This is a genomic window from Kitasatospora sp. NPDC029312, assembly GCF_055569215.1.
In genome coordinates, this window is record NZ_JBVHXY010000055.1 from 1 (window position 1) to 20,288 (window position 20,288).

19 protein-coding genes and 1 pseudogene are annotated in these 20,288 nt (G+C 70.8%); 11 read left to right on the forward strand and 9 right to left on the reverse strand.

Annotated features, from left to right (window positions below):
• The 3 genes and pseudogenes from ACZ4WV_RS31495 to ACZ4WV_RS31505 form a co-directional block, all read right to left on the reverse strand.
• A pseudogene (locus ACZ4WV_RS31495) lies at positions 1 to 578 on the reverse strand (hypothetical protein); the annotation flags it as partial.
• A gap of 292 nt (positions 579 to 870) precedes the next feature.
• Positions 871 to 2,436 carry a hypothetical protein gene (locus ACZ4WV_RS31500; protein ID WP_465752054.1) on the reverse strand — a complete coding sequence of 522 codons (1,566 nt, stop codon included), beginning with the start codon at positions 2,434 to 2,436 and terminating at the stop codon, positions 871 to 873.
• 599 nt (positions 2,437 to 3,035) lie between these two features.
• The gene (locus tag ACZ4WV_RS31505; RefSeq protein WP_465752055.1) at positions 3,036 to 3,848 is read right to left on the reverse strand and encodes a ParA family protein; all 813 of its coding nucleotides are present in this window, start codon (positions 3,846 to 3,848) and stop codon (positions 3,036 to 3,038) included.
• 263 nt (positions 3,849 to 4,111) lie between these two features.
• On the opposite strand from ACZ4WV_RS31505, the gene ACZ4WV_RS31510 reads away from it, so the two are divergent.
• Together ACZ4WV_RS31510 and ACZ4WV_RS31515 are read left to right on the forward strand one after the other, a co-directional pair.
• The gene (locus ACZ4WV_RS31510) at positions 4,112 to 4,243 is read left to right on the forward strand and encodes a hypothetical protein (protein WP_465752056.1); all 132 of its coding nucleotides are present in this window, start codon (positions 4,112 to 4,114) and stop codon (positions 4,241 to 4,243) included.
• An 11-nt stretch (positions 4,244 to 4,254) separates the two neighbouring features.
• Positions 4,255 to 4,476: a hypothetical protein gene (locus ACZ4WV_RS31515; RefSeq protein WP_465752057.1), complete on the forward strand. Its 222-nt coding sequence runs from the start codon at positions 4,255 to 4,257 to the stop codon at positions 4,474 to 4,476.
• Between the two features lie 65 nt (positions 4,477 to 4,541).
• On the opposite strand, the gene ACZ4WV_RS31520 is transcribed toward ACZ4WV_RS31515, so the two are convergent.
• The 3 genes from ACZ4WV_RS31520 to ACZ4WV_RS31530 all read right to left on the reverse strand — a co-directional run bounded on the left by ACZ4WV_RS31520 (position 4,542) and on the right by ACZ4WV_RS31530 (position 6,880).
• Positions 4,542 to 5,675 carry a C40 family peptidase gene (locus tag ACZ4WV_RS31520; RefSeq protein ID WP_465752058.1) on the reverse strand — a complete coding sequence of 378 codons (1,134 nt, stop codon included), beginning with the start codon at positions 5,673 to 5,675 and terminating at the stop codon, positions 4,542 to 4,544.
• Between the two features lie 27 nt (positions 5,676 to 5,702).
• Complete coding sequence (locus tag ACZ4WV_RS31525) at positions 5,703 to 5,921, reverse strand: hypothetical protein (RefSeq protein ID WP_465752059.1); 219 nt, start codon at positions 5,919 to 5,921, stop codon at positions 5,703 to 5,705.
• Positions 5,922 to 6,397: 476 nt separating this feature from the next.
• On the reverse strand, positions 6,398 to 6,880 hold the full coding sequence (locus ACZ4WV_RS31530; RefSeq protein ID WP_465752060.1) for a helix-turn-helix domain-containing protein: 483 nt from the start codon (positions 6,878 to 6,880) through the stop codon (positions 6,398 to 6,400).
• Positions 6,881 to 7,529: 649 nt separating this feature from the next.
• Between ACZ4WV_RS31530 and ACZ4WV_RS31535 the strand changes: the two genes are divergently transcribed.
• The 9 genes from ACZ4WV_RS31535 to ACZ4WV_RS31575 all read left to right on the forward strand — a co-directional run bounded on the left by ACZ4WV_RS31535 (position 7,530) and on the right by ACZ4WV_RS31575 (position 17,380).
• Complete coding sequence (locus ACZ4WV_RS31535; RefSeq protein WP_465752061.1) at positions 7,530 to 8,450, forward strand: MinD/ParA family ATP-binding protein; 921 nt, start codon at positions 7,530 to 7,532, stop codon at positions 8,448 to 8,450.
• An 11-nt stretch (positions 8,451 to 8,461) separates the two neighbouring features.
• Positions 8,462 to 8,839, forward strand: a complete 378-nt coding sequence (locus tag ACZ4WV_RS31540) for a DUF6112 family protein (protein ID WP_465752062.1) — start codon at positions 8,462 to 8,464, stop codon at positions 8,837 to 8,839.
• A gap of 32 nt (positions 8,840 to 8,871) precedes the next feature.
• A complete protein-coding gene (locus ACZ4WV_RS31545) occupies positions 8,872 to 9,639 on the forward strand; it encodes a DUF8175 domain-containg protein (protein ID WP_465752063.1) in 768 nt (255 codons plus the stop codon).
• Positions 9,640 to 9,670: 31 nt separating this feature from the next.
• Positions 9,671 to 11,260 (forward strand): hypothetical protein, encoded by a 1,590-nt coding sequence (locus tag ACZ4WV_RS31550; protein ID WP_465752064.1) that lies wholly within the window; start codon positions 9,671 to 9,673, stop codon positions 11,258 to 11,260.
• Positions 11,261 to 12,778 (forward strand): SCO6880 family protein, encoded by a 1,518-nt coding sequence (locus tag ACZ4WV_RS31555; RefSeq protein WP_465752065.1) that lies wholly within the window; start codon positions 11,261 to 11,263, stop codon positions 12,776 to 12,778.
• Positions 12,779 to 12,865: 87 nt separating this feature from the next.
• A complete protein-coding gene (locus tag ACZ4WV_RS31560) occupies positions 12,866 to 14,527 on the forward strand; it encodes a hypothetical protein (RefSeq protein ID WP_465752066.1) in 1,662 nt (553 codons plus the stop codon).
• On the forward strand, positions 14,527 to 16,359 hold the full coding sequence (locus ACZ4WV_RS31565) for a type IV secretory system conjugative DNA transfer family protein (RefSeq protein ID WP_465752067.1): 1,833 nt from the start codon (positions 14,527 to 14,529) through the stop codon (positions 16,357 to 16,359). The genes ACZ4WV_RS31560 and ACZ4WV_RS31565 overlap by 1 nt, the downstream gene beginning before the upstream one ends.
• On the forward strand, positions 16,356 to 17,189 hold the full coding sequence (locus tag ACZ4WV_RS31570) for a hypothetical protein (protein WP_465752068.1): 834 nt from the start codon (positions 16,356 to 16,358) through the stop codon (positions 17,187 to 17,189). Before ACZ4WV_RS31565 ends, ACZ4WV_RS31570 begins: the two co-directional genes overlap by 4 nt.
• Complete coding sequence (locus ACZ4WV_RS31575; RefSeq protein ID WP_465752069.1) at positions 17,189 to 17,380, forward strand: hypothetical protein; 192 nt, start codon at positions 17,189 to 17,191, stop codon at positions 17,378 to 17,380. Before ACZ4WV_RS31570 ends, ACZ4WV_RS31575 begins: the two co-directional genes overlap by 1 nt.
• 62 nt (positions 17,381 to 17,442) lie before the next feature.
• Here the strand turns inward: ACZ4WV_RS31575 and ACZ4WV_RS31580 are convergent, their stop codons facing one another.
• The 3 genes from ACZ4WV_RS31580 to ACZ4WV_RS31590 form a co-directional block, all read right to left on the reverse strand.
• Complete coding sequence (locus ACZ4WV_RS31580) at positions 17,443 to 17,649, reverse strand: hypothetical protein (protein WP_465752070.1); 207 nt, start codon at positions 17,647 to 17,649, stop codon at positions 17,443 to 17,445.
• 170 nt (positions 17,650 to 17,819) lie between these two features.
• Positions 17,820 to 19,097: a hypothetical protein gene (locus tag ACZ4WV_RS31585; protein ID WP_465752071.1), complete on the reverse strand. Its 1,278-nt coding sequence runs from the start codon at positions 19,095 to 19,097 to the stop codon at positions 17,820 to 17,822.
• Between the two features lie 98 nt (positions 19,098 to 19,195).
• Positions 19,196 to 20,288: hypothetical protein (locus ACZ4WV_RS31590; RefSeq protein WP_465752072.1), on the reverse strand; the 1,093-nt coding region annotated here is incomplete at its 5' end.

The following is a 20,288-nucleotide window of genomic DNA, read 5'->3' on the forward strand; positions in this document are numbered from 1 at the left end:
CTGCCGGTCTGCTGCTCGGCCTGGCGGCGGAGCTCGGCTACCTCGGCCTCGGCGACGGCCTGGTGCTCGGCAAGCTGCCGCCGGGTGCTCTCCAGTTCGGCGGCATTGTCCTGGGCGGCCTGCCGGGCCTGCTCGGCGAGCTGCAGGGCTGCGGCCCTGCCGCCGCGGGCCTCGGCCACCTCCGCCTCGGCGGTGTCAGCCCGTCGGCGCTCACCCGCGAGCTGCTGCCGGAGTTCGGCCACCTCGGCCTCGGCGGCGTCGGCCCTGCCGCTCTGCTCCTGAACCTCCGCGAGCTCTGTCCGACGCGTCTCCTCGACCACCGCGAGCCGCCGGCGGAGTTCGGCCACCTCGGCCTCGGCGGCGTCGGCCCTGCCGCTCTGCTGCTGGACCTGGTGCTGCTGTTCGGCGAGCTGCCGCCGGGTGCTCGCCAGTTCGGCGGCATTGTCCTGGGCGGCCTGCCGGGCCTGCTGTGCAAGCTGCAGGGCTGCGGCCCTGCCGCCGCCGGCCTCGGCCACCTCCGCCTCGGCCCGTCGACGCCCCTCAGCCTCGACCGCGGCGGTGTGTTCGGCCGCCGCCAACGCAGCAGTGGCGACGGCGAGGGTTTCCTGAAACGTGCGTGCCCGCTGAAAGCGGGCTTGGGCGTCGGCCACCCGTGCGCCGAGGTCATCCGGTGGCATTGCCGGTCCCGGCACCGGCAGAGCCTCCGGCGCCGCGGGACGGGCATAGGAAGTCTGGTCGTCCATCGTCCTCCCCCTCCGGGGTGGTTGCTTGCGCGAAAGCGTGGTAGCGAGCGTGATAGCGAGCAAGCGCGCTATCACGCTCGCTCGCTACCTCGCTTGCTTTCTTGGTTCGGCCGTTTCGACCTTCGGCTTAGCTGGCCTGCTGGCCGCTGTGCTCGGCCCGGAGCTCCGAGATTGCCCGGTGCGCGGCCGCCTGGTCGTACGTCATGCCGGTCTCGCGGGTGTACGTGGCTCGCAGTTCCTCGGCAATGGCGTTGATGCTGCGGGTGTCGTCCTCGGCAATGTCGCGGCGGTACAGCGCCTGAATTGCGCGCTTCTTGGCACCGCGCTTCTTGCTGCCGTACAGGGTGAGGTCCAGCACGTCGTCCCCCTCCTCGTCCTCGTCCTCCGTGTCGGGGTCCAAGGGGAGGCGGACCTGCACTCGGGGGTTGCCGTTCATGCCTGCCGCTGCCGGACGCTCGGCATTGCCGGGGGCCACCGGCTCGCTCTCCTCCTCACAACCGAGACAGTCACCGGCCGCCGCGGCGTCGTCCTGGTCGTCCTGCTCGGGCCGCGGGCGGGGCAGTTCGACGGACACTCGGTATGCCTCGGCATTGCCGATCTGGGCTACCGCGGTGGCCTCGGCATTGCTGGCCAGGGCCTCGAACGCCTCGACCTGGCGTGTCAGCAATGCCAATGCCTGCTCTCCCTGCTGCCGGGCCTCCGCGGCCTGCCGCCTCGCCTCCGCGGCCGCGGCCTCCGCGGCCGCGGCCTTGTCGGCCTCCTGGTTGGCCAGGGCCAGAGCTTCGGCGAGTTCCGCCCGGAGCTTGTCCACCTCGGTGGCCTCCGCGGCCTTCTCCTCCGCGGACTTCCACGGGCGGTTCAGGTCGGCGTGCCGGAGCTCGGCGGCGTTGCGCCGGAGCGCCAACCGCCCCTCGAACTCGTCGCGCCGGGTCGGGTCCGCGGTGCCGGCCGCTTCAAGGGCCCGGCCGAGGCGGCGGGCCACGACGCGGCCCTTGCGTCCCTTGTGCTGCTTGTCGGTCAGCCGGGCCTCGCGGTCGGCGAGCTCCACCGCCCGGTCCATCGCGCGGTCCCGGGCGATCTCCTGGGCGGTCTGTCCGCGCTGGGCCAGGCCGAGGTACGCCATCATGCGCTCGCGGATCTCGCGGGCGATCTGTGCGCCGGCGGCCTGGCTCTCCTCACCGGTGCGGTGCCGGAGCTCAAGGCCGAGGGCCGAGTGGGCGGCGAGCGCGCTGCCGATGGACCCGACGATGATCCGAACCATGGTGCTGGCGGTGAAGCCGTTGCCCTCGTGCCAGGCCGGTACGGCGCTCAGCGCGGCGAACACCCACACGCCGGTGCCGTACCAACCGGGAGACGGATTGTCGGGGTTGGCCAACCGCTCGCGCGCTCCGAAAACCATCATGGCCATGAGGCTTTCAAATGCCGCGCAGGAAAAGATCCGCTCAAATTCGGTGGCCATATCCAGGCCGTCCGGATTGCTTGCAAAGCCGTAGCTCGTGTGAAGGCTGACGGACGTGCAGATAATGAATGCGATAGCGGCGGCAATGGTGCCTGCACTGAGCTTTCGCTGCTGCTTGGCCTTTCGCTTCGATCGGATTCCGATGATCGTAATAGCGGAAATGGAGACACACAGTGCCGCCGCCGCTCCGATCATTGCAGCGTGTTCGCTTACCCATTGGGTCAGCTGGGACATGTCGTTCACACCTGCCCCTCGGTCGGCCGGCCACTGCGGCGGGTTCCGGCCGTCGTGTCCGCCGCGGTCACCGCGGGGTCCACCGGGGTATTACTGTGGTCATGGCGCACGGGTTCGTCCTGAGGTGTCGTTAGGGCCCTGGTAGCGCTGCCTCGCAAGCTCCGCGCTGCTGGGGCCTTCTTCATGGGTTCTTGAGTGCTCGCACTCGTGCGGGCTGGGAAGCGAGCTCGCTTGGTAGAGCGCTAGAAAGCAAGCTCGGGCGCTTCCTAGCTAGCTCGACCGCTCTGCCGCTTGCTGGCTGGAAAGCAGTGACCGGTACTCGGCTGCGTACGCCTGCTTCAACGCCTGCTCCACGACCTCCCGCTTACTCCAGCCGCGGGCGTCGCTCACCGCGTCAATCAGGGTGCTCAACAGGGGGTCAACTCGGGTGTTGAGCTGGCTGAACTCCTGCGGTCCGCGGCGACGCCGCGGGACTGCGGCCGGGACTGGGGGCGGCAGGATGGGGTCCTGGTGCTCGTCGGGGGCCGGCCTTGGTCCGCCGCCGCCCGCGGTGCCGCGGGGGCGGGGGTTGGGACGGTCGTTGTTGGCAGCCTCGCCGCTCACGTTGTACGCACCTTCGTGTTGTAGATTTCCCGGTAAGCCTCGTACACCGGCTTTCCGCTTTCGTACTGGCCGTACCAGACGCCGGCCGCACGCGATTCAAGGACAATGACCCGTTCCGGCACAAATGGCCGGAGCAGCATTCCGGGAGAGGTGTTCTCGAATTCGTCGACGGCCCGCAGAGCGTCACGCGTCCACACGGCGCCCCTCCAGGCGGCGCCGAGGACAATCCCGACTTCCCGAAGATGGTCGGGCATTCCAAGGCTCGCCTTGTGCGCCCGGAACTTCGCCACGGTCTCCTTTGCGCCGTCCACGCCGTCCAGCCCGTCTTCGTTGGGCTTGGCGGCGTAGACCACTTTGCGAGCCGCAGTCAGGATGTTCTGAATGATCAGCCCACCTTGGCGGTTCGGCGCGTCGAAGAAAACGTGCGCTTCGACTCCCTGGAGCGACCGCAGCAGACGGACGTCCGCGTGGTCGTCGGGGTTCTTCTCCTGGTTGCTGACCTTCCGCTGACTCGGGATCACCCGTAGGTTTCGGGGCCACCCGGCGGCCGGGTCCAACGGGACCGCGAGCTGGTCCGCCCACCCTTCCACGTCGTCGTTCCCCAGGATCGCGCCAATGTGCAGGCCCGGTCCGACGGGTTCGGCGCCGGTGAGCTTCGTCGTTGCGCCGCGCGGATCGCAGTCAGCCACGATCACGTCCTCGTCCGGATGCTCCTCCGCACAAGCAACCGCGAGCGAGATCGTGGTCATCGTTTTCGTGACGCCGCCGCTCTCCGAGTAGGCGGTGCACCGCTCCCACTGCTCAGTCATAGCTCGCATCCTAGCGATCGTGCTTGCGTGCGTACGTTCTGACGCGCTTTCTGACGCGCTCACAAGGATGCTAGCGTGGTAGAAAGAAAGCAACTACAGTAGAGCCAAAGAGAGGGGCCAGGCTTCCGACGGCCCGGCCCCTCGTGGTTGCTCTGGCCACCGCGGACACGGTGGCCGGAGCTTGATCCTGTAGGGAGGATCAGATGGTCAGGGTAGAGGATGTGACGTCTGGTGGGCGTCGCCTCGTGGTGGAGGCGGAACCTGTGCCGGAGGGCACGGTGGGCCCGGTCCGCTTCCTCGTGGGTCGTTTCGAGCGCCGGTCGTTCATCCCGGCGGCGGCGCGGCCGGCCGAGGACCTGGTGGCACTCGCTACCGCGGTGGGGGTGCTCGGCTGATGGCCCGCGGCGTGGATGACGACATGCGGCCGGTGAGCCTCCGGGGGCTGCTTCCCGGGGCCGCTGCTGGCCGGCGCCACCTGGTCGACTGGCTGAGGGCTCCTCGGCTGGACGTCGCCAGGGCGGCCGCGACGGCAGGGGCCGGGGACGAGTGGACCGCTCGGCTCTCGGCGTTGAACACCGCAACAGATGTGTTCTTCACGGACTACTGGGCGGCGACGCGGGCGGCCTGACCTTGGATGACGACGGCGGTCCCGGAGAGGTGATCTCTCCGGGCCCGCCGTCGTCATGCTTCTGCTTACGGGGCCTTGGCCGGTGTGGGAGTTCCACCGGCTGGCCCCTGACCCGGCGCGTCCGGGACTGCGAGCCGCACGGCAGTGTCCATCAGGTGAGCCTCGGTGAGCGGCAGTTCGCGTACGCGAACGTTGAGCCCAGTCCTTGGAGCCTCAACAATCGTGATCTTACCGGCGTCGTTCGCCAGCACCATGGCTACGTGGTAAATGCCCTGGGCACCGTTCCACCAGAACACGAGGTCACCGGGCAGCGTGGCGCCAATCGGGATGTGCTGTCCGGCCTCGTACTGATCGGTGGTCACGCGGGGGAGGTGGACGTACGGCCACCACGCGTACTGCACCAGCGAGCTGCAGTCATATCCCGCGTGGGTGGCCGCGAAGCACGATCCGTTGAGCCAACCTGTGTTGTCTCCGCAGAACCCCGTTCCGGGCCCGGAGGGGGTACCTCCGCCCCACACATACGGGACGCCCAACTGGCCCATAGCCCTGTTGATGACGTTGTTCACCGCCGGCCCGGCCAGTGACGGCGGCGTGTTATCCGTGCACGTCACAGCCTTGTTGGTGTCGCCACCGCTGAGGGACTGTGCCAACGCAGTGCCGAAGTCAGCCCATTTGCGGTATTGGTATCCAACTCCGCTGACTTGTACGGTTTCGGCGGCGTCGGCCATGTCCATCCGCTCCCACCCCTGGACCCACGTCAACCCGGGGATGTGCTGGGAGGGCACGCCGAACAAGAACGCGTTCGTGGCATAGATCGGGTCCAGTACCTGTTCCGGGGTTCCCCATCCGACCACGGACCTCTGCTGAAAGAGGCCGGCGGCGTCGTGTCCGGCCGTCGGCGGGAGTCGACGCAGGCTCGATTCCTGCATGGCCGTCATCAGAGCGATGGCGGCCGCCCTCGTCGGCAGTCCCTTCTCCCGTGCCACCCGCGCGATGATCTGGGCGTTGGCGGTCTGTTCCGAGTCCAGTTGGACGCCAGCGGCGGTGACCGATCCGGGCGCGCCGCCGCCCTGGTCGCCGACGCTCACACTGACACTGCAGTACTTCCCGGATTGGGCATGACCGCTTCCTCCGACGATCAGGATCACGGGCACAGCCATGATGCCGGCGGCGGCCATGGCAAGGCCTTTCGCCTTCAACGTTGTCCCCCTTCTTGAGTGGTCAGGTCAGCCCTTCGCCACCACCGCGTCCACGCGCCACGCCCCGCTCGCCTTGACGACGTGCAGGTTCCACGACGACTGGTTGTCGGTGGGCATCCCGTGGTCGGTCAGGTGCTGGCTGTAGGAGACCGAGACGAATGCCTCGGTGTCGGTGGCGGGTGGAGCGTCCGGGGACACCGCCGCGGTGCGGATGGTGGCCTTCGACGTCTCCTGAGCTGCGGTCATACGAGCTGAGAATGTGGTCTGTGTGGGGCGGAGCGTCACCAGGTATGCGTCCGTCGCATACGGCCTGGCGCGCTCCACGGGGTCGAGCGTGTTCGGGTGCTGCCAGTCATAGGTGTAAACGGCCTCGGTGAAGCGGGCTGCGGCGTCGACTGGATCGGCTCCGCCGCCAGTCGGGGGCGCCGAGGCGGCTGGCGCGCCTGCCGGCGCGGTGGCGTTCGGCGAGCTGGCGGTGGCGGGTGGCGTGGCCGCCGCGCTCATCGGGTCCGGGCGGTCGGTGGCTGTGGGTGTGGCTGCCGTCGTCGCACCGGCGGCCGGGGGGGCCGAAGGGAGCCCGGCGGGTCCGGGCGGAAGCGCTTGGTCCGTCGTGGCGGCCGCCGCAGGGCGGGGGCCTTCATGCGTCGGCGAGCTGCTGCAGCCAACGGCCAGGGCGGCGACGGTGACGGCCAGGGCGACGGTGCCGACGTGGTGTCCGACCCTCATGATTTCCTGTCCTCCCTGATTGGGGATGGTGCGTTGTGGTCGTCAACGACCGGTCCACTGCTCGGGGGACACAGCGTCTGCAGGATCGCCGCGCGGGAGAACCGGCGGTGGCGGGCTTCTCCCCAGTGCGGCAGCTGACCACCGCGTGCGAGCCGGCCCACCTTGTCCGGTCCCATGCCCAGCAGCGCAGACACCTGTGCCGTCGTCAGAACCTCGTCGCGGAACGAGATGTCGCACCACGATCGCCCCTGCACTGCGGCGTCCAGCGCCGGCGCACAGAACCGCCAGTCCCCGCCCAACTTCGCGGCGGGCAAGGCTCCGGCCCGCGCCCGCTTCATGACCGTTCTGGGGTTGAGCGCCAGCCGGGCGGCGGCCATTTCGCTGGTCAGCACCGGTCCCGCCGGGTCCAGCCGGTCTGCAGGCGAGCCGCCTCGGCGGGGCCGGCCCCTGCGAGTCGGCATCAGATTGTCCGTGTCCACCGGCTGTTTGTACCGCACGGGATGTCACCGCTCTGTCCTCCGTAGACCCCGACCGAGCGGGGAGAGTGTCCGACTCCGCAACGATCCGTTGAGCACGGATGCACTGCGGGTAGTCGATACGCTACTCTAAAACAGCCCCCAGTACCGAGAAAAAGGGTAGAATCCTGATGTACGGATCAAGCGCGCGGGGGGTGACGCTGTGGCCGAGGCTGACGAATTCGACCGAGAACAACCGGTGAGCCTGCGGGGCTTGCTGACGGCGGGGCAGGGAGTGGAGCCGCCGGAGGCGCGCACAGAGGCTCGTCCGGCGCACGGGGGGCGCACGCCCGTACCGGAACCATCACACCCAGCTACCCGGCCACACAAGCGGTTTCAGGCCACTGGGCCGATTTCCTCTCCTACCGAAGCTTCGTCTCCGGAGCTGTCCACCGCTGTCGGGGCTGTCCTGGTCGACGGTGAAGCGGCGGTGGCCGCGCGCCCGGCCAATGGGGCTCCGGCCGAACCGGTGGTTCCGAGGGACCGGCCGCAGACGTTGGTCCTGGGGCGGGTCGCCCCGCTGTCCGAGGCGGCACCGCCCGCGGCCGCTCCGCTTACCCCGCGTGTTGAAGCCGTTCCGCCCGCGCCGGCCGAGGCCTCCACCACCACGGTGGTGGAGGCTGAGCTACTGGTGGAACTGCCCTCGCGGCGGCGCGGGTTCGTGCGGCGGCGGCGCCCGGAACAACTGGCCGAGGCACCAGTGCGGCCGGCTCTTCCGACGGTCGTCGACCGCGTACGGGACACCGTGCTGCGGCGACGGCTGACGGTGGACCTGCCGCGGCAGCACGTCCGCATTGCAGTGGTGTCCCTCAAGGGCGGCAGCGGGCGGACCGCGACGACGCTCGGTCTGGGGGACGTCCTCGCTCAGCATCGCCCGGAGTCCGTGGCCGCGCTGGACGCTGTCCCCCTGCGCGGAAGCCTGGCCACCCTCGCTGGCGGCCGGGCGGCCGCCAGCGTGATGGACCTGCTTGCCGCCCACCAGACGTACACGGCGTTCAACTCGCCGCCCCCGCCGTCATACCGCCGACCGTCGGGACTGGCGGTCATCGCCTCCGAGCACCGCCCGGAGGCCCGGTACGTCCTGGGCGCCGACGGCTACCGGTGGCTGTCGGACCAGCTGCTGCCGCGTCACTTCGGCATCGCGCTGACCGACACACCGGCCGGCCTGTCGGACTCGCTTATGGCCGCCGTTCTGGCGGCCGCGGACCTGGTGGTGCTCACCACCACCACGGGGGCGGAGTCTGCCACGCTGGCCCACGACGCGCTGGTGTGGATGCATCGCAACGGGTACGGCGGCCTCGCCCGTCGCGCGCTCGTTGCCATCAACGCGGTTCGCCCCGGTGACCCCGGCGTGCCCGCCGGGACGCTGGCGAGCTTCTTCACCTCCAAGGCTGGCGCCGCCGTGACGATCCCGTGGGACCGGCACCTGGCGGCCGGACAGCCGATCGAATCGGCCGCGCTGGAGCCGGCCACCCGCAACGCATACCTCACACTCGGCGCGGCCGTGGTGGCCGCGCTCGCACGACAGAAGTAAGGGGACATCTCGTGTCGCAGCTGCTCGACCTCGCGCACCACGCTCTCGCCTCCGGGTGGGCTGACGCCCACAGCGTGATCCTGGCGAAGGACCCGACGCCCGCGCCTGGCACCGGCGGCAACCTGCCGAATGTCCAGGTGGACCGCACCGCCCCCGGTGCGAACGCTCTGACCACGATCCTGGGCGCCCTGATGTTCTACGGCCTGCTGGCCGGCCTCGCCGGACTGATCATGGGCGCCATCGCCTTCGGGGTCGGCAAATATCTGGGCAACCACCACGCCTCTTCCAGCGGCCGCGTCGGCATGCTCGCGAGCATGGCCGCGACGGTCATCGTCGGCGGCGGGTCCGCGTTGATCAACTGGGCATTCGGGCTCGGCGCCTCTCTCTGACATCCAGCCACATCCGACAGGGGGTAGACCCAATGCAGCTTGACCAGAGGCGCGCTCGGCAGTTCATGGGCGTCACGCTCGCCGTGCTGCTGCTCGGCGGCGGCGTGGCACTCGGACGCTCGACCGTCGATCCGGCGCCTGCCTCGCCCGCCCCGGCGCCGCCCGCCCCGGCGCCGGCCACCGGCGGCACCGCTACCTCAGCCGCCACGGCGGGTCTGGGCCCGGCCAGGGTGGTGTCCGGTGTCCCGGTGGGCTACCGGCATGATCGTGGTGGCGCGATGAGCGCGGCCGCGAACTACTCGTCGGCCCTCTCGTCGCCGCGGGTTCTCACCCCTGAGGGCCGGGCGGGGATCGTCTCCGCCATCGCGGCGCCTGACTCGGCAGCAGCGATCCGCCAGCAGCTCGACCACTCGGCCGAGGGCTCCGCCTTCGACCAGTTGCGCACCGACCAGGGCAGCAAGGTCCCGTTCGGGCTGGCCTCGATCCCGATCGCGTTGAAGCTGGACGGCGACCTGGGCGACACCGCCACGGTCGAGGTGTACGCGGTCACGTACGTGGCCTCCTCCACCGCGACGGCGGCCGGCGGCTACGGCCAGGCCACGGTCCGGCTGTCCTGGACGGACAACGACTGGAAGCTGTCCGGCTTCACGGCCGTCTCCCAGTCCGGGCCGGTGCCGACCAACTTCTACGCGCCGTCCACGGGCTGGTTGCCCGTCGACGGAAGTTCTCTGTATGACCTCAGTTCGGCATTCCGGCGGACGCTGACCGAGGGGACGGTGCCGGGCTATGTCGTCCCGTAGCAAGTGGATGCGGCGAGTCGGCATCACGTCCGTGCTGACGGCCGTGGTGCTGACCGTCGGCACGGCTCCGGTGTCTGCGGACCCGCAACCGCCGGACCTGTGCACGTCGCTGGCCCAGGCGGCCATGCACCCCCTGGACTGCGCGGCGAAGGCGGGCGGTTACGCCGTCAAGGGCGAAGTCGCGGCCGCGAAAGCGTCCGTTCTCGATGACATCACGAATGCGATCGTGGATGGAGTCGACTGGATTTCGGGGGCTGTCGGCGACTCGATCAAGACGTCCGGAGCACCGGATCTGCAGGCAGCATGGTTCTCTGACACGTTTTCGGCGACACGCAGTATCGGCGCAATGTTCGCGCTTATCGCCCTTCTGTGCTCGGCGATTTACGCGGCACTGAACCGGGACGGGCGGGAAATCGGCCGGAGCCTCGCGCAGGTTCTCACGGCGGGGGTATCCTGCGGTCTGATCGGTTCCCTGGTGACGATGACCAACGCGTTCATGGACTACGCGTGCGACGTCGCGTTGGGGACTGACGGCTGGAGCAGTATCACCGACTCGTTGAAGGCAGTCGCCCACACGCTGAACGTGTCGGCCAGTCACAGCACTGATCCGACGGCGATGCTCCTTCCCTCGATCGTCGTCATCATCCTGGGCCTGTTGATCATCATCTGCCTCGGCGTTGTCTGGTGCGAAATGATCATCCGCCGGATGGCAATCGACATTTGCGTGGTCTTCTGGCCGCTGGCCGTTTCCGGCAGTGTTTGGAAGAAGTCCCGGCAGTGGCAGCAGCGGTTGATTGACACTCTGCTGGTCGTGGTGCTAGCCAAGCCAATCATCGTCATCATGCTGAAACTGGCTAGCAATTCCCTTAAGGGCGTCAATTCGGCTTCCGGGCTTATTCTGGCGGTGGGTCTGTACGTTGTAGCTGCTTTTGCGCCTTACATCGTAATGCAGATGATCGGCGTTATCGGGGGTGCGGCTCACCCGGGCGGCACCACCGGCGGCATGCGGCAGGCCGGGTTCGGCGGGGTCGCCGGAATGGCTGCGGGGGTGGCGGCGCTGACCGGCGCCGCGTCGAAGATGGGCGGGGCCTTCGCGCGCGGTGGCAGCACCAAGGCGCCCAGCGCGGTCGGCCAGGCCGCGGCCGCCGCGGGTCCGCAAGGGGCCGCGTTCTCGGCCGGATTGGCCGCCCTGCAAGGGTCGGCGCGCCCGATGCTGCAGGCCGGCCGCACCATGGCCGGGGCCAACGCTCAGCAGCTTCCGGGCGGTGGGGGCGGTGGCTCGCAGGCGCTGAACGCGGGCGTCATCCCCGGACAGCTGACCGGCAGCTCCAACCGGCCCGCACTGCCGCCGGGTTCGGGCGGCGGCGGCAGTGGTAGTGCTGGCGGCGGCACCGGCGGGGGCGGGTCGCCTGCCCTTCCTCCAGGTGGCGGAAGCGGCAGCGGGGGCGGCGGCGCTCCCGCTGCCGGCGGCGGCGGGGCTCCTGCGGCCCCGGCCGGCGGGCCCGTCGGCCGCTCCGGCGGCGGCGCCAACAAGTACGCCCTGACCGCGCCCGTGACCGCGCCCGCTCGTCCCAACCCGCCGGTGCACCCGATGCCGGCCCGCATGCCGGGGAGGTCATAGGTGTCTCAGCACCAGCCGCAGCAGCGGCAGATGTTCATGTTCGGTCCGCGCGAGACAGACGGGATCGTGCTGGGCCTCAGCATGAGCGCCCTGGTCGCGCTCTTCGTGGCCGCCTTCGCGCTCGTGCGCCTGCTCTCGTACGGCGTCGTCGGCATTCTCGTCGGCGTCGCCCTCGTCCTGGTGACGGCGGCCGCGGTGTGGGTCCCGATCGCCGACCGGACGGCCGGGCAGTGGGCCCCGATCGTCGTCCTGTTCGTTGTCCGGCGGGCGCTGGGCTGGCACGTTTTCCGGGGAGGGCCGGCGGCGGAGCTCGCCCGGCCGATCCCCCGTCAAGAGGGAGTGGATCCGATGGACCTGCCGGGCGAGCTGGCGGGCACCGAAGTGCTGACCGTGCCGACCGCGGTCGGGCGGATCGGTGTCATCAAGGACACCAAGCGGCGGACGTACTGCGCGGTCATCAAGACGCAGGGCACCGCGTTCCGCCTGATGACCACGCAGGAGCAGGACGGCCGGCTGGCCATGTGGGCGGAGGTGCTCAACTCGGTGGCCTACAGCGGCGGCGGCATCGTGCGCCTGCAGCTGCTCGACATCACCATTCCCGACTCCGGGGACGCCCTGGCCCGGGAGTGGGCCACCAAGGGGTTGCGGGGCAACGCCGCGACCGCCAGCAACTACGAAACCCTGCTGGATGAAGCCAGGCCGGTCACGCAGAGCCATGAGAACTACCTCGTGGTGATGCTCGACCCGCGCAAGGCTCGACGGCAGATCAAGACCCTTGGCGGCGGCGACACCGGCGCCTGCGCCTACCTGCTGCAGCGGTGCGCACAGATTGAGGACTCCCTCGCGAACGCCGGGGTGGCGGTGGAGGGAGCCCTGCCCCCTCGCGCCCTAGGCAAGGTGATCCGGTGCGCGTACGAGCCCGGCGCCCGCTGGAAGCTGGACGCCCGGGGCCCGGTGACGGACGACTCCGGCGGCGCCGCTCCGGCCGAGGCCGGCCCGATGGCTGCCGAAGACCACTGGAGCTACTACCGCACCGACGATACGTATCACGCGGTGTACTGGGTGAGTGAGTGGCCCCGAAAGCCAGTGCCCGGCACCTTCCTTGAGGGCCTGATCCTGCAGTCCGCCTGTGAGCGGACGGTCTCGATCACCCTGCAGCCGCTCAATCCGCGTAAAGCCGCGGATGAGGTGTCGCGCTCGGACGCCGCGAAGTCGGCGAACCTGGACGTGAAACGCCGCTCGGGGTTCCGGACCTCCGCGCGTGACGCGCGCGAAGCGGAGTCGATCGCCGCGCAGGACGCCGCGCTGGCCGACGGCAACACCCTCTATCGGTTCGTGGGCCTGATCCGGATTTCGGCGCCGAGTCTGGAGGAGCTGGACCAGGCGTGCGCGGAGATCGAAGCGCGCGCCAACGTGCTGCAGTTGCGGCGGCTCTACGGCGAACAGGATTCGGCGTTTCCCGCCACCTTGCCGTTCGCGCGGGGGCTGCGGTTCGGCCTGATCTCTGACCTCGCCTGACCGGCCGCTTTCGGTGTCGGCTCCACCACCGTGGGGCCGGCGCCGTATCCGACCGGACAGCACCACCACGACCTCGGGGAGAGAACCGTGTTCGGACGTCGACCGAAGATCGATCCGGAACAGCAGATCACCGTGGCGGCCGCCGCGGCCGCCGTCCCCCGCCCGGCCAGGGCGGGCCGGCGGCGCGCTGCCGCTCCTGAGACAAAGCCCCCGCGGGGCCTGGCCCTGCTCGGGGACGGGATGGTCCGGCCGGCGTCCGGCCGCACCTTCCGCCGTCTTCGGCTCGCCCCCCACCGTGAGGCCACGACGCAACTGCAGGCGCTCTATCCGTGGCAGGCGGATGCGGGTGTGGGCGCCCTCGGGCCGCTCGTCGGCAACAATATCCTCGGAGGCGGTTCATTTTGTTTCGATCCCTGGGACTGGTATGACGCTGGTTTGCTGACGAACCCTAACTGGATCACGTTCGGTGAAATCGGCAGCAGAAAGTCCACCGAAATCAAGACGCGTGTTGCGCGCGCCTATGAGTTCGGTCGCGGGACGTTCTTGACTGACGTCAAGTCGGAATACAACGAGTTGGCGGCCTACCTGGGGCATGAGCCGATTTTTATCGGCCCCGGCCGGTCCGACCGGCTGAACCCTTTCGACATGGGGCCCGGCGGGAATGAAAGCCCGGTAGATGCCATGATCCGTCAGTTGAACATGTTGCAGGCCCTGGCGGCCGGCGTGCTGAGGCGGGACCTGACCGAGGCTGAGCGGACCCTGTGCCGCATCGCCGTCGCGGACCTGACCGGCGGCGGGGTGGAGCGTGTGGTCAGTGCCGACGGCACCCGCACGGTGGCGGCCACGGCGGCGGACCGGCCGCGTGTGCCCACCCTGCCGGAGGTGGTGGAGGCGATGCAGCACCCGCGCAAGTCGGCCCTGTCGGAACTCCCCCTGAGCGCGGACGAATTGCGGGAGAAAACCGCGGACCTCATCATGGCGTTTCAGCGCCTGGTGGACGGTGACCTGCGCGGAATGTTCGACGGCCCGACCACCGTCGATGTCGACCCGAAAACAAAATTCCTGGTCGTCAACCTGTCCTCGGTTCTGGCCGAACGCCGGGACGCTCTGCCGCTGGTCCGGATCTGCGCGTCCGCGTGGCTGCAGTCCGCCATGACGTCGCACCTGATGCGCCGTTACCACATTTCTGATGAGGCGTGGGCGGATATGAATCCGGGCACTCTTCGCTGGTATCAGTCAATGTTCAAATTGGCTCGGCAATACCGGCTTTCCAATGGCTTGGTATTCCATAAGCCGGGGGACATTCACACCGCTGGCGGCGCCGGCAGCGAGCTCGACCGTGTGGCGGCGAGCCTGGTCGCGGACGCCGGGGTGGCCATTTTTTACAGGCAGAAGCCCGACCAGCTGGCCATGTGCCGGGAGATGTTCGGGCTCACGGACAGTCAGCTGGCGTGGCTCACCCGGGTCCAGCCGGGCCAGGCCCTGTGGTGGGCCGGGCACGACCGCTCGTTCGTCGTGCAGCACGTCCGTTCGTCGGTGGAGGCGACGTTCACCAACACCGATCCGGTGCCCCTCGATGAGCTGGGGCAGGCGGGCGCCACGGCCGAGGCCTCCGTGGACCTCGACAAGGACGCCAGCGGCGAGCCGGCCGAGGCGGACGACGCTCCGGCCTACCGGGCTCCGGACGCCTGGCCGGCGCCGACGGTGCCGGAGTCGGCCGGACCGGCCGAGGATGGGGTGTACGCCTGATGTGGTCCAACTCGTCCGAGCAACCGGGCGGTTCGCCGTCGGGCATGTCCGAACCGGTGTACCTGCTCGCCGGCCTGGTCGTCGTGGTCTTCGCGCTGTCCGGCGCGCTGTGGCTGGCGGCGGCGCTGACTGCCACGCTGGCCGGCGGCGGCTGGCCGGCCGGCGTCACCCCGGGGTCCGTCCTGACCTTCGCGTGGCAGCTCTTCATCAGCCGCGGCGACGTCGCGGGCTCCTGGCACCACGCCGCGGGCGCCGGCGAGCTGGGCCCGGTGTGGCTGTTCTGGGTCCTGGCGGTGCTGCTGCTCGCGCTGCTGATCGCGCCCGTCTTCTGGCTGATGAGCCGGTACCGGGCCCGCAAGCGCGGCTCTCGCGGTGCTCAGTGGGCCCGGCGCGACCAGGAAAAGCCGATGGTCGCCCCGGAGGACCACGCGTCGCGCCGGTGGAGGCTCGTCGCCGGGTGGAGCGAGCTCACCGGCCGGCTTCTGGCCGCGGCCGACTGTGTGAGCGCAATCGTCTTCGGCCCCAACGGGAGCGGTAAAACGGTCTCCTACGTCGTTGCGAACGCGAACGAGTGGGCCGGGCCCGCCCTCATCTCCGTGGTGAAGGCGCCGGATGTGGAGTACATGCTGCAGGCCCGGCGCAACGTCGGGGGGCCGGTGCACATCTTCGCGCCGACCAACCCGCCCGGCTTCGTGCTCTCCCGCTGGTCTCCGGTCGCCTACGCGACCGACGAAGCGGCGGCCGCGCGGATGGCCCGCTGGCTGGTCGAAGCGGTCGGCATCGATGACCCGAGTAGCCGGCCGTGGATGACGCAGGCCCGGCAGTTCCTGGGCCCGCTGCTGCTGGCCGCCCACCTCAGCGACCGCCCCGGCCGCTCGGGAATTGAAGCCTTGTTGGATTTCGTGCAGCGCGGCAAGCAAGCCCAGGAAGAAGTGCGGGACGTTCTCCGCAAGGCCGGTGCTCAGGAATTCGCCCGCCAGTACACGGGCGTGTGGGCGAATCTTCATGAGGAAGGCATCGGGTCGGTAATGTTCACCACGAACACCATCATTGACCCGTACCTGAACCCGGAGATCCGCAAGTCTGCGGCGGGGTCGGATTTCACGGCCGATGACATCGTGACGAAAAAGGGCACGCTGTTCATCATCTCCCCGCCCTCGGAGTCCAAGGCGCTCGGGCCGGTCTGCACGGCTCTGCTGTCCAGCATCGTCTATGCCGCTGAGCGCGAGTACGAGCGGATCAACGCCGGCCGCCAGCGTCAGGAGACGGTGAAGCGCTGGTGGGGCCTGCTGCCGTCCCGGACGCGCATGATCCCGCCCCGGCCTCTCAAGGACCGGTTGTTGCTGGACCTGGATGAGGCCGGAAACGTTTTCAAGTACCCGGACCTGGCGAAGCTCTCGTCAACCGGACGCGGTATCGGAATTCAGCTGTTCGCGATTTTCCACGACATGTCTCAGCTGATCTCGATGTACGGCGAGAACGACGCCCGCACGATCATCTCGCAGTGCAAGGCACGCATTATCCTGCCGGGCCTCGCGGACGACCGCACGCTGTCCTACTTCTCCGAGGGCTTCGGCAAGACCGTGGAATACCGGACTTCCGTCACCGTCGGGTCCGACGGCCGGGGTTCCTCGACCACCAACGACCACGAAACTCCGCTGATCGCGCCGTGGCAGATCCAACAGCTTGAATTCGGCCATGCCATCGTGCAGTACAACAACCTTCCCCCAATCCGCGTCCGGATGCGCAACGCGGAGAGGGACCCCCGGCTGCTGGCCCTGACCGTGCCCCGGCCGAAGACCTCGACCGACGAACTGGAGAACGTGGCATGACGGACCTGGACGCTCCCGCCGTCGACCTGGTGGACACCCGCCAAGACTGCCGCTGGGTGCTCTCGGCGATGTCGCCCGGCGAGCGGCGGCAGCTGCTCGACCGGATGGCGCCGTGGGTGGACTGGCTGGTGAACGAGTACCCGGAGATGCAGCTGCAGGCCGTGATCCCACGGTGCTGGTACCGGCACCGCGGGGGCTGGAACAAGCTGATCGCGCTGTACGTCGCGTGGGTGCGGGTGTACGTCGAACCGGGCGAGAATCAGGGCGAGCTCGCGTTGGTGGCGTGGGACGACGCCCTGGAACGGGTCGTGAAGCGCTTGCAGTTCCCGGTGGAGTGCCTGGAGGCGGGCACCCACGTGGAGCCGTACACCCCGCGCGAGCCGTGGGAGTCGGAACCGTACCTGGCGTGGCTGCCCTCGGCCCCGGAGATGGTCACGGACCCGTTCCACCCGGCCCCCTTCTACAAGCTCCGCCCCAAGGGCCAGCAGCACCCGGCGGGTTCACCGAAGCTGCCGCCGGCGCCTGCGGCGCGTCCCGCTGCGGCGGCGCCCGCCCCGTCGCCGGCGGCTCCGGCCGGCTCCGCCGGGGCGCCGGCCATGGGCCCGGTCTCGCCGCTGGACACCTACCGGCCCACCTCCCTGAGCGGTACCGACATGGACCGGCTGATCGCCGCGGGCACGGCCGAAGTCGTCGGATCTGCCGTGCGGCACCTGGCCTGCTGGTGGGTGCGGTCGGGCGACGGCGGCACCTGGCTGCGGCTGCAGCCGGAGGTGGCCGAGCACGCGCCGGTCATCCGTGACCTGGACGCCGTTCTGGTCCCGCGCGCCTGATGACGCACGTTCCGCCGTTCCCCGCCTGGGCGCCGTCGCCCCGCCAGCACTGGGCCGTGGGGGTGCTGCTGTTCACCGTGAAGGTGGCCGGGTGGCTGCTGCTGGCCGTCGTGCTGGTCCTGGTCCTCATGGTGGTGGCAGCCGTCGCCGCGTTCGTCCCGATCCTGCGCGGCGGCCACCGGAGGTGGTGACCCGCTTCCCCAACTGATGCTCCCCTTGGTCGAGTTCGACCAAGGGGAGCACTTTTGTGTGTTCATGGCGTCGGGTCCGGCGGTGGCGGCGGACCGCTGGTGGTCCTGGTCCGGTCGTCGGCGGCCGCGCGCATCGCCCTCTCGGCCGCCTCGGCCGCCAGACGCCAACCCCGCCGTTCCGCGGCGGTCAGCCCCATGGGCGGCTTGAGCCTGCGCAGACCGGCCGCGGCCTCCTCGATCGCCCCGGCCTCGACCTGGCCGAGCAACACGGGCAGTGCCGGAACCTCCCATCGCCCCGTGAGCCGCGCCGACAGCAGCACCCGGCGCGCCCGCCTGGACCGCCCGGTATGGCGCCGGCGCCAATCCGCCGGCCGCTCGGAGCGCCCGGACGCCGCCGCCGCTTCGCCGGTACCGCCGTCCGCGGGCGGTTCGGCGGCGCTCACGCGCTCCGGCCGCGGCTGGTCTCCGCCTCGGCCACCGCCTCCACGACCTCCTCAACCACGCTCTCCACGACCTCGCCGACGACGACCGCGCCGGCTGCGGCAGCGGCGGCCGTCGCCACGGCGGCGGCCGCCACCAACGCCGTGGCGGCCTCGGTGCGCTCGCCCTGCTCCGCCTCGGCGCGCTCTTCGGGCAGACCTCGCCGGGTGGCCGCCTCGGTCTGCAACTGGTCGTGCTCCTCGCCCCGCTCCTGGGCCCACGCGCTCAACCGGTCGGCCTCGCGGTGCGCCTGGTGGGCGGCGTCGATGTCGCTGGCGCGGGCCGCGTCCAGCTGCTGCGGCAGTTCCCGGTCCATCACCAGCCACTCCCGGTACGCGGCCTCCCGGGTGGCCCCGAGGCCTGCGGCTCTCTCCAGCCCGGCGCGCTGGGCGTCCAGTTCGGCGAGCCGGGGCCCGGTGTTCTCGATGTAGTCCCGCAGCGCGGTGACGCGCTCGGTCAGCTCGCGGCGGTCCGCGCCGCGGACGGCGTGCACCAAGCCGAGAAACGCCCGCTCTTTCAACCGGGCCTCGCCGACGGCGAGCCGGGCCCTCAGCTCGTCCGGGGTCTGGTTGCCGAACCCTCCCACCTGCCGGACCTGGCGGTACTCGGCGTCCAGACGAGACAGGGCGTCGATCGCCTGCACCCGGGCGCTGAGCTCGGCGTGACGCTCGGCCACGGCGGTGTGCGCGGGGCCACGGCGGGAGCGGGCAACCTCCATGGCCGTGGTGGCCGACTCCCGGGCATGCCGGGCAACGACGGCGGCCTGTGTCGCCTCGGCACGGACCGTGCTGAGGCGGGTCTGCAGGTCGGCGTCCCCCATCGCCCCCAACGGCCGCTCGCGCCACCCGGGTACGCCGTCGCCGGGCACGCTGATCACCGGTTCGCCGGTCCGGCCGGCGGTGGTCGGCGCCGTCGACGTCGCGGCGGCCGCGGCGGACGGCGGCGGCGTGCTCGTAGTCGTGGCGGCAGTCGGCGGCGCCGCACCGGCGCCCGCCGGGCGTGCCTGGGTGGGGACGCTGGCGGCGGCCGCGGCGCCGCCCGGGGCGGGTGCCGGGGCGGCGCGCTCCGGGCGGGGGAGTTCGCGGTTGATGCGCCATGTCAGCAGCTGGGCCGCCGATCGCGCGTTGACCATGGACCCCTGCTCGACGGCCCGTCCAAGGACGGTCACCGGGTCGTAGCCGGCCCGCTCGACGCGAGAGAGCGTCGCACCGAGGGCCGCCCACGCCTTGTCTGCCAAAACCTGCTCGGTGCGCGGGCCGAGAACGGCCCTCACAACCTGGTGATACTGCTCGTACGGATCGTCTTCGGCCACGGTGTACCCCTCGTGTGATGGTCCTATCGGCCTCGACCGCGCTCCTCGCCGGCGTCGCGGCCGGCGTCGCGGTCCCTGTCGAGTTCTGCTGTCTGGTCGTAGTCGTATGCCGCGTCGCGCTCGGCGTCGACCGCGGCCGGCCGCGGTGCCGTGAGCCGCGCGGTCGCCCGGTCCACCGCCTCGCTGAGCGCGGTCTCGGGCGGCAGTCCGGCCCGGATGCGCTGTTCGTTCGTGAGGGCCCCGACAAGGGCGCGCTGTTCGTCCGCGCGCTGCTGCAGGCCCCTGGCGGTCGCGGCGGCCAGGGCGGCGTCCTGCAGATCGCTGGTGCGCGCCGACTCCAGCACCTGCGGCAGGGACTGGGCAAGGGTCTGCCACTGCTGGACGGCGCCGGCGCGGGCCGCGGCCGGACCGGCCTGCCTCTCCAGAGCCTCGCGCCGGATGTCGAGTTCGACCAACCGCCGGTTCGCGGTGTGCAGCTGCTCGCGCAGCGCGGCCACCTCGGCCGCGGCGCGCTCGCGCTGGCCGCGGCGGCGGGTCGACTCCATGGCCTCCTCGGCATCGGCAAGCCGGCCCCGGAGCTCGACGGTCGCCACCCCCGCCTCTTCGTAGGCGGGGGCGAGCTCGGCCAGGGCTTCCACGGCCTCGGCGCGCTGCCGCAGAGCGGCGGCCTGGACCTGGACGGCCTGGACGGCGCCGCCGTCGCCAGCCTCGGCGGCGGCCTGCTTCTGCTCGGCCTGGACGGCGGCCGCGGCCGCGCTCGCCGTGGCCGCTTCGACGGCGGCGACGGCCAGGGTGTGCGCCTGTTCCAACTCGGCGTCGGTGAGCTCACCGTGGGCGCGCTCGCGCCACCCGGGCCGGCGCGCCTGGTCCGGCTCGGCCGCCTCGACCGCGGCCACGTCGACGGCGGCGGCCTGGTCCTCGGCAAGCTCCACGCCGATCTCCTCGGCCTGCCCGTCCATCTCCTGCGACGGCTCGTCCGCACCCGCGGCGACGGCCAGGGTGTGCGCCTGCTGCACCTCCGCGTCGGTGAGCTCACCGTGGGCGCGCTCGCGCCACCCGGGCCGGCGCGCCTGGTCCGGCTCGGCCGCCTCGACCGCGGCCACGTCGACGGCGGCG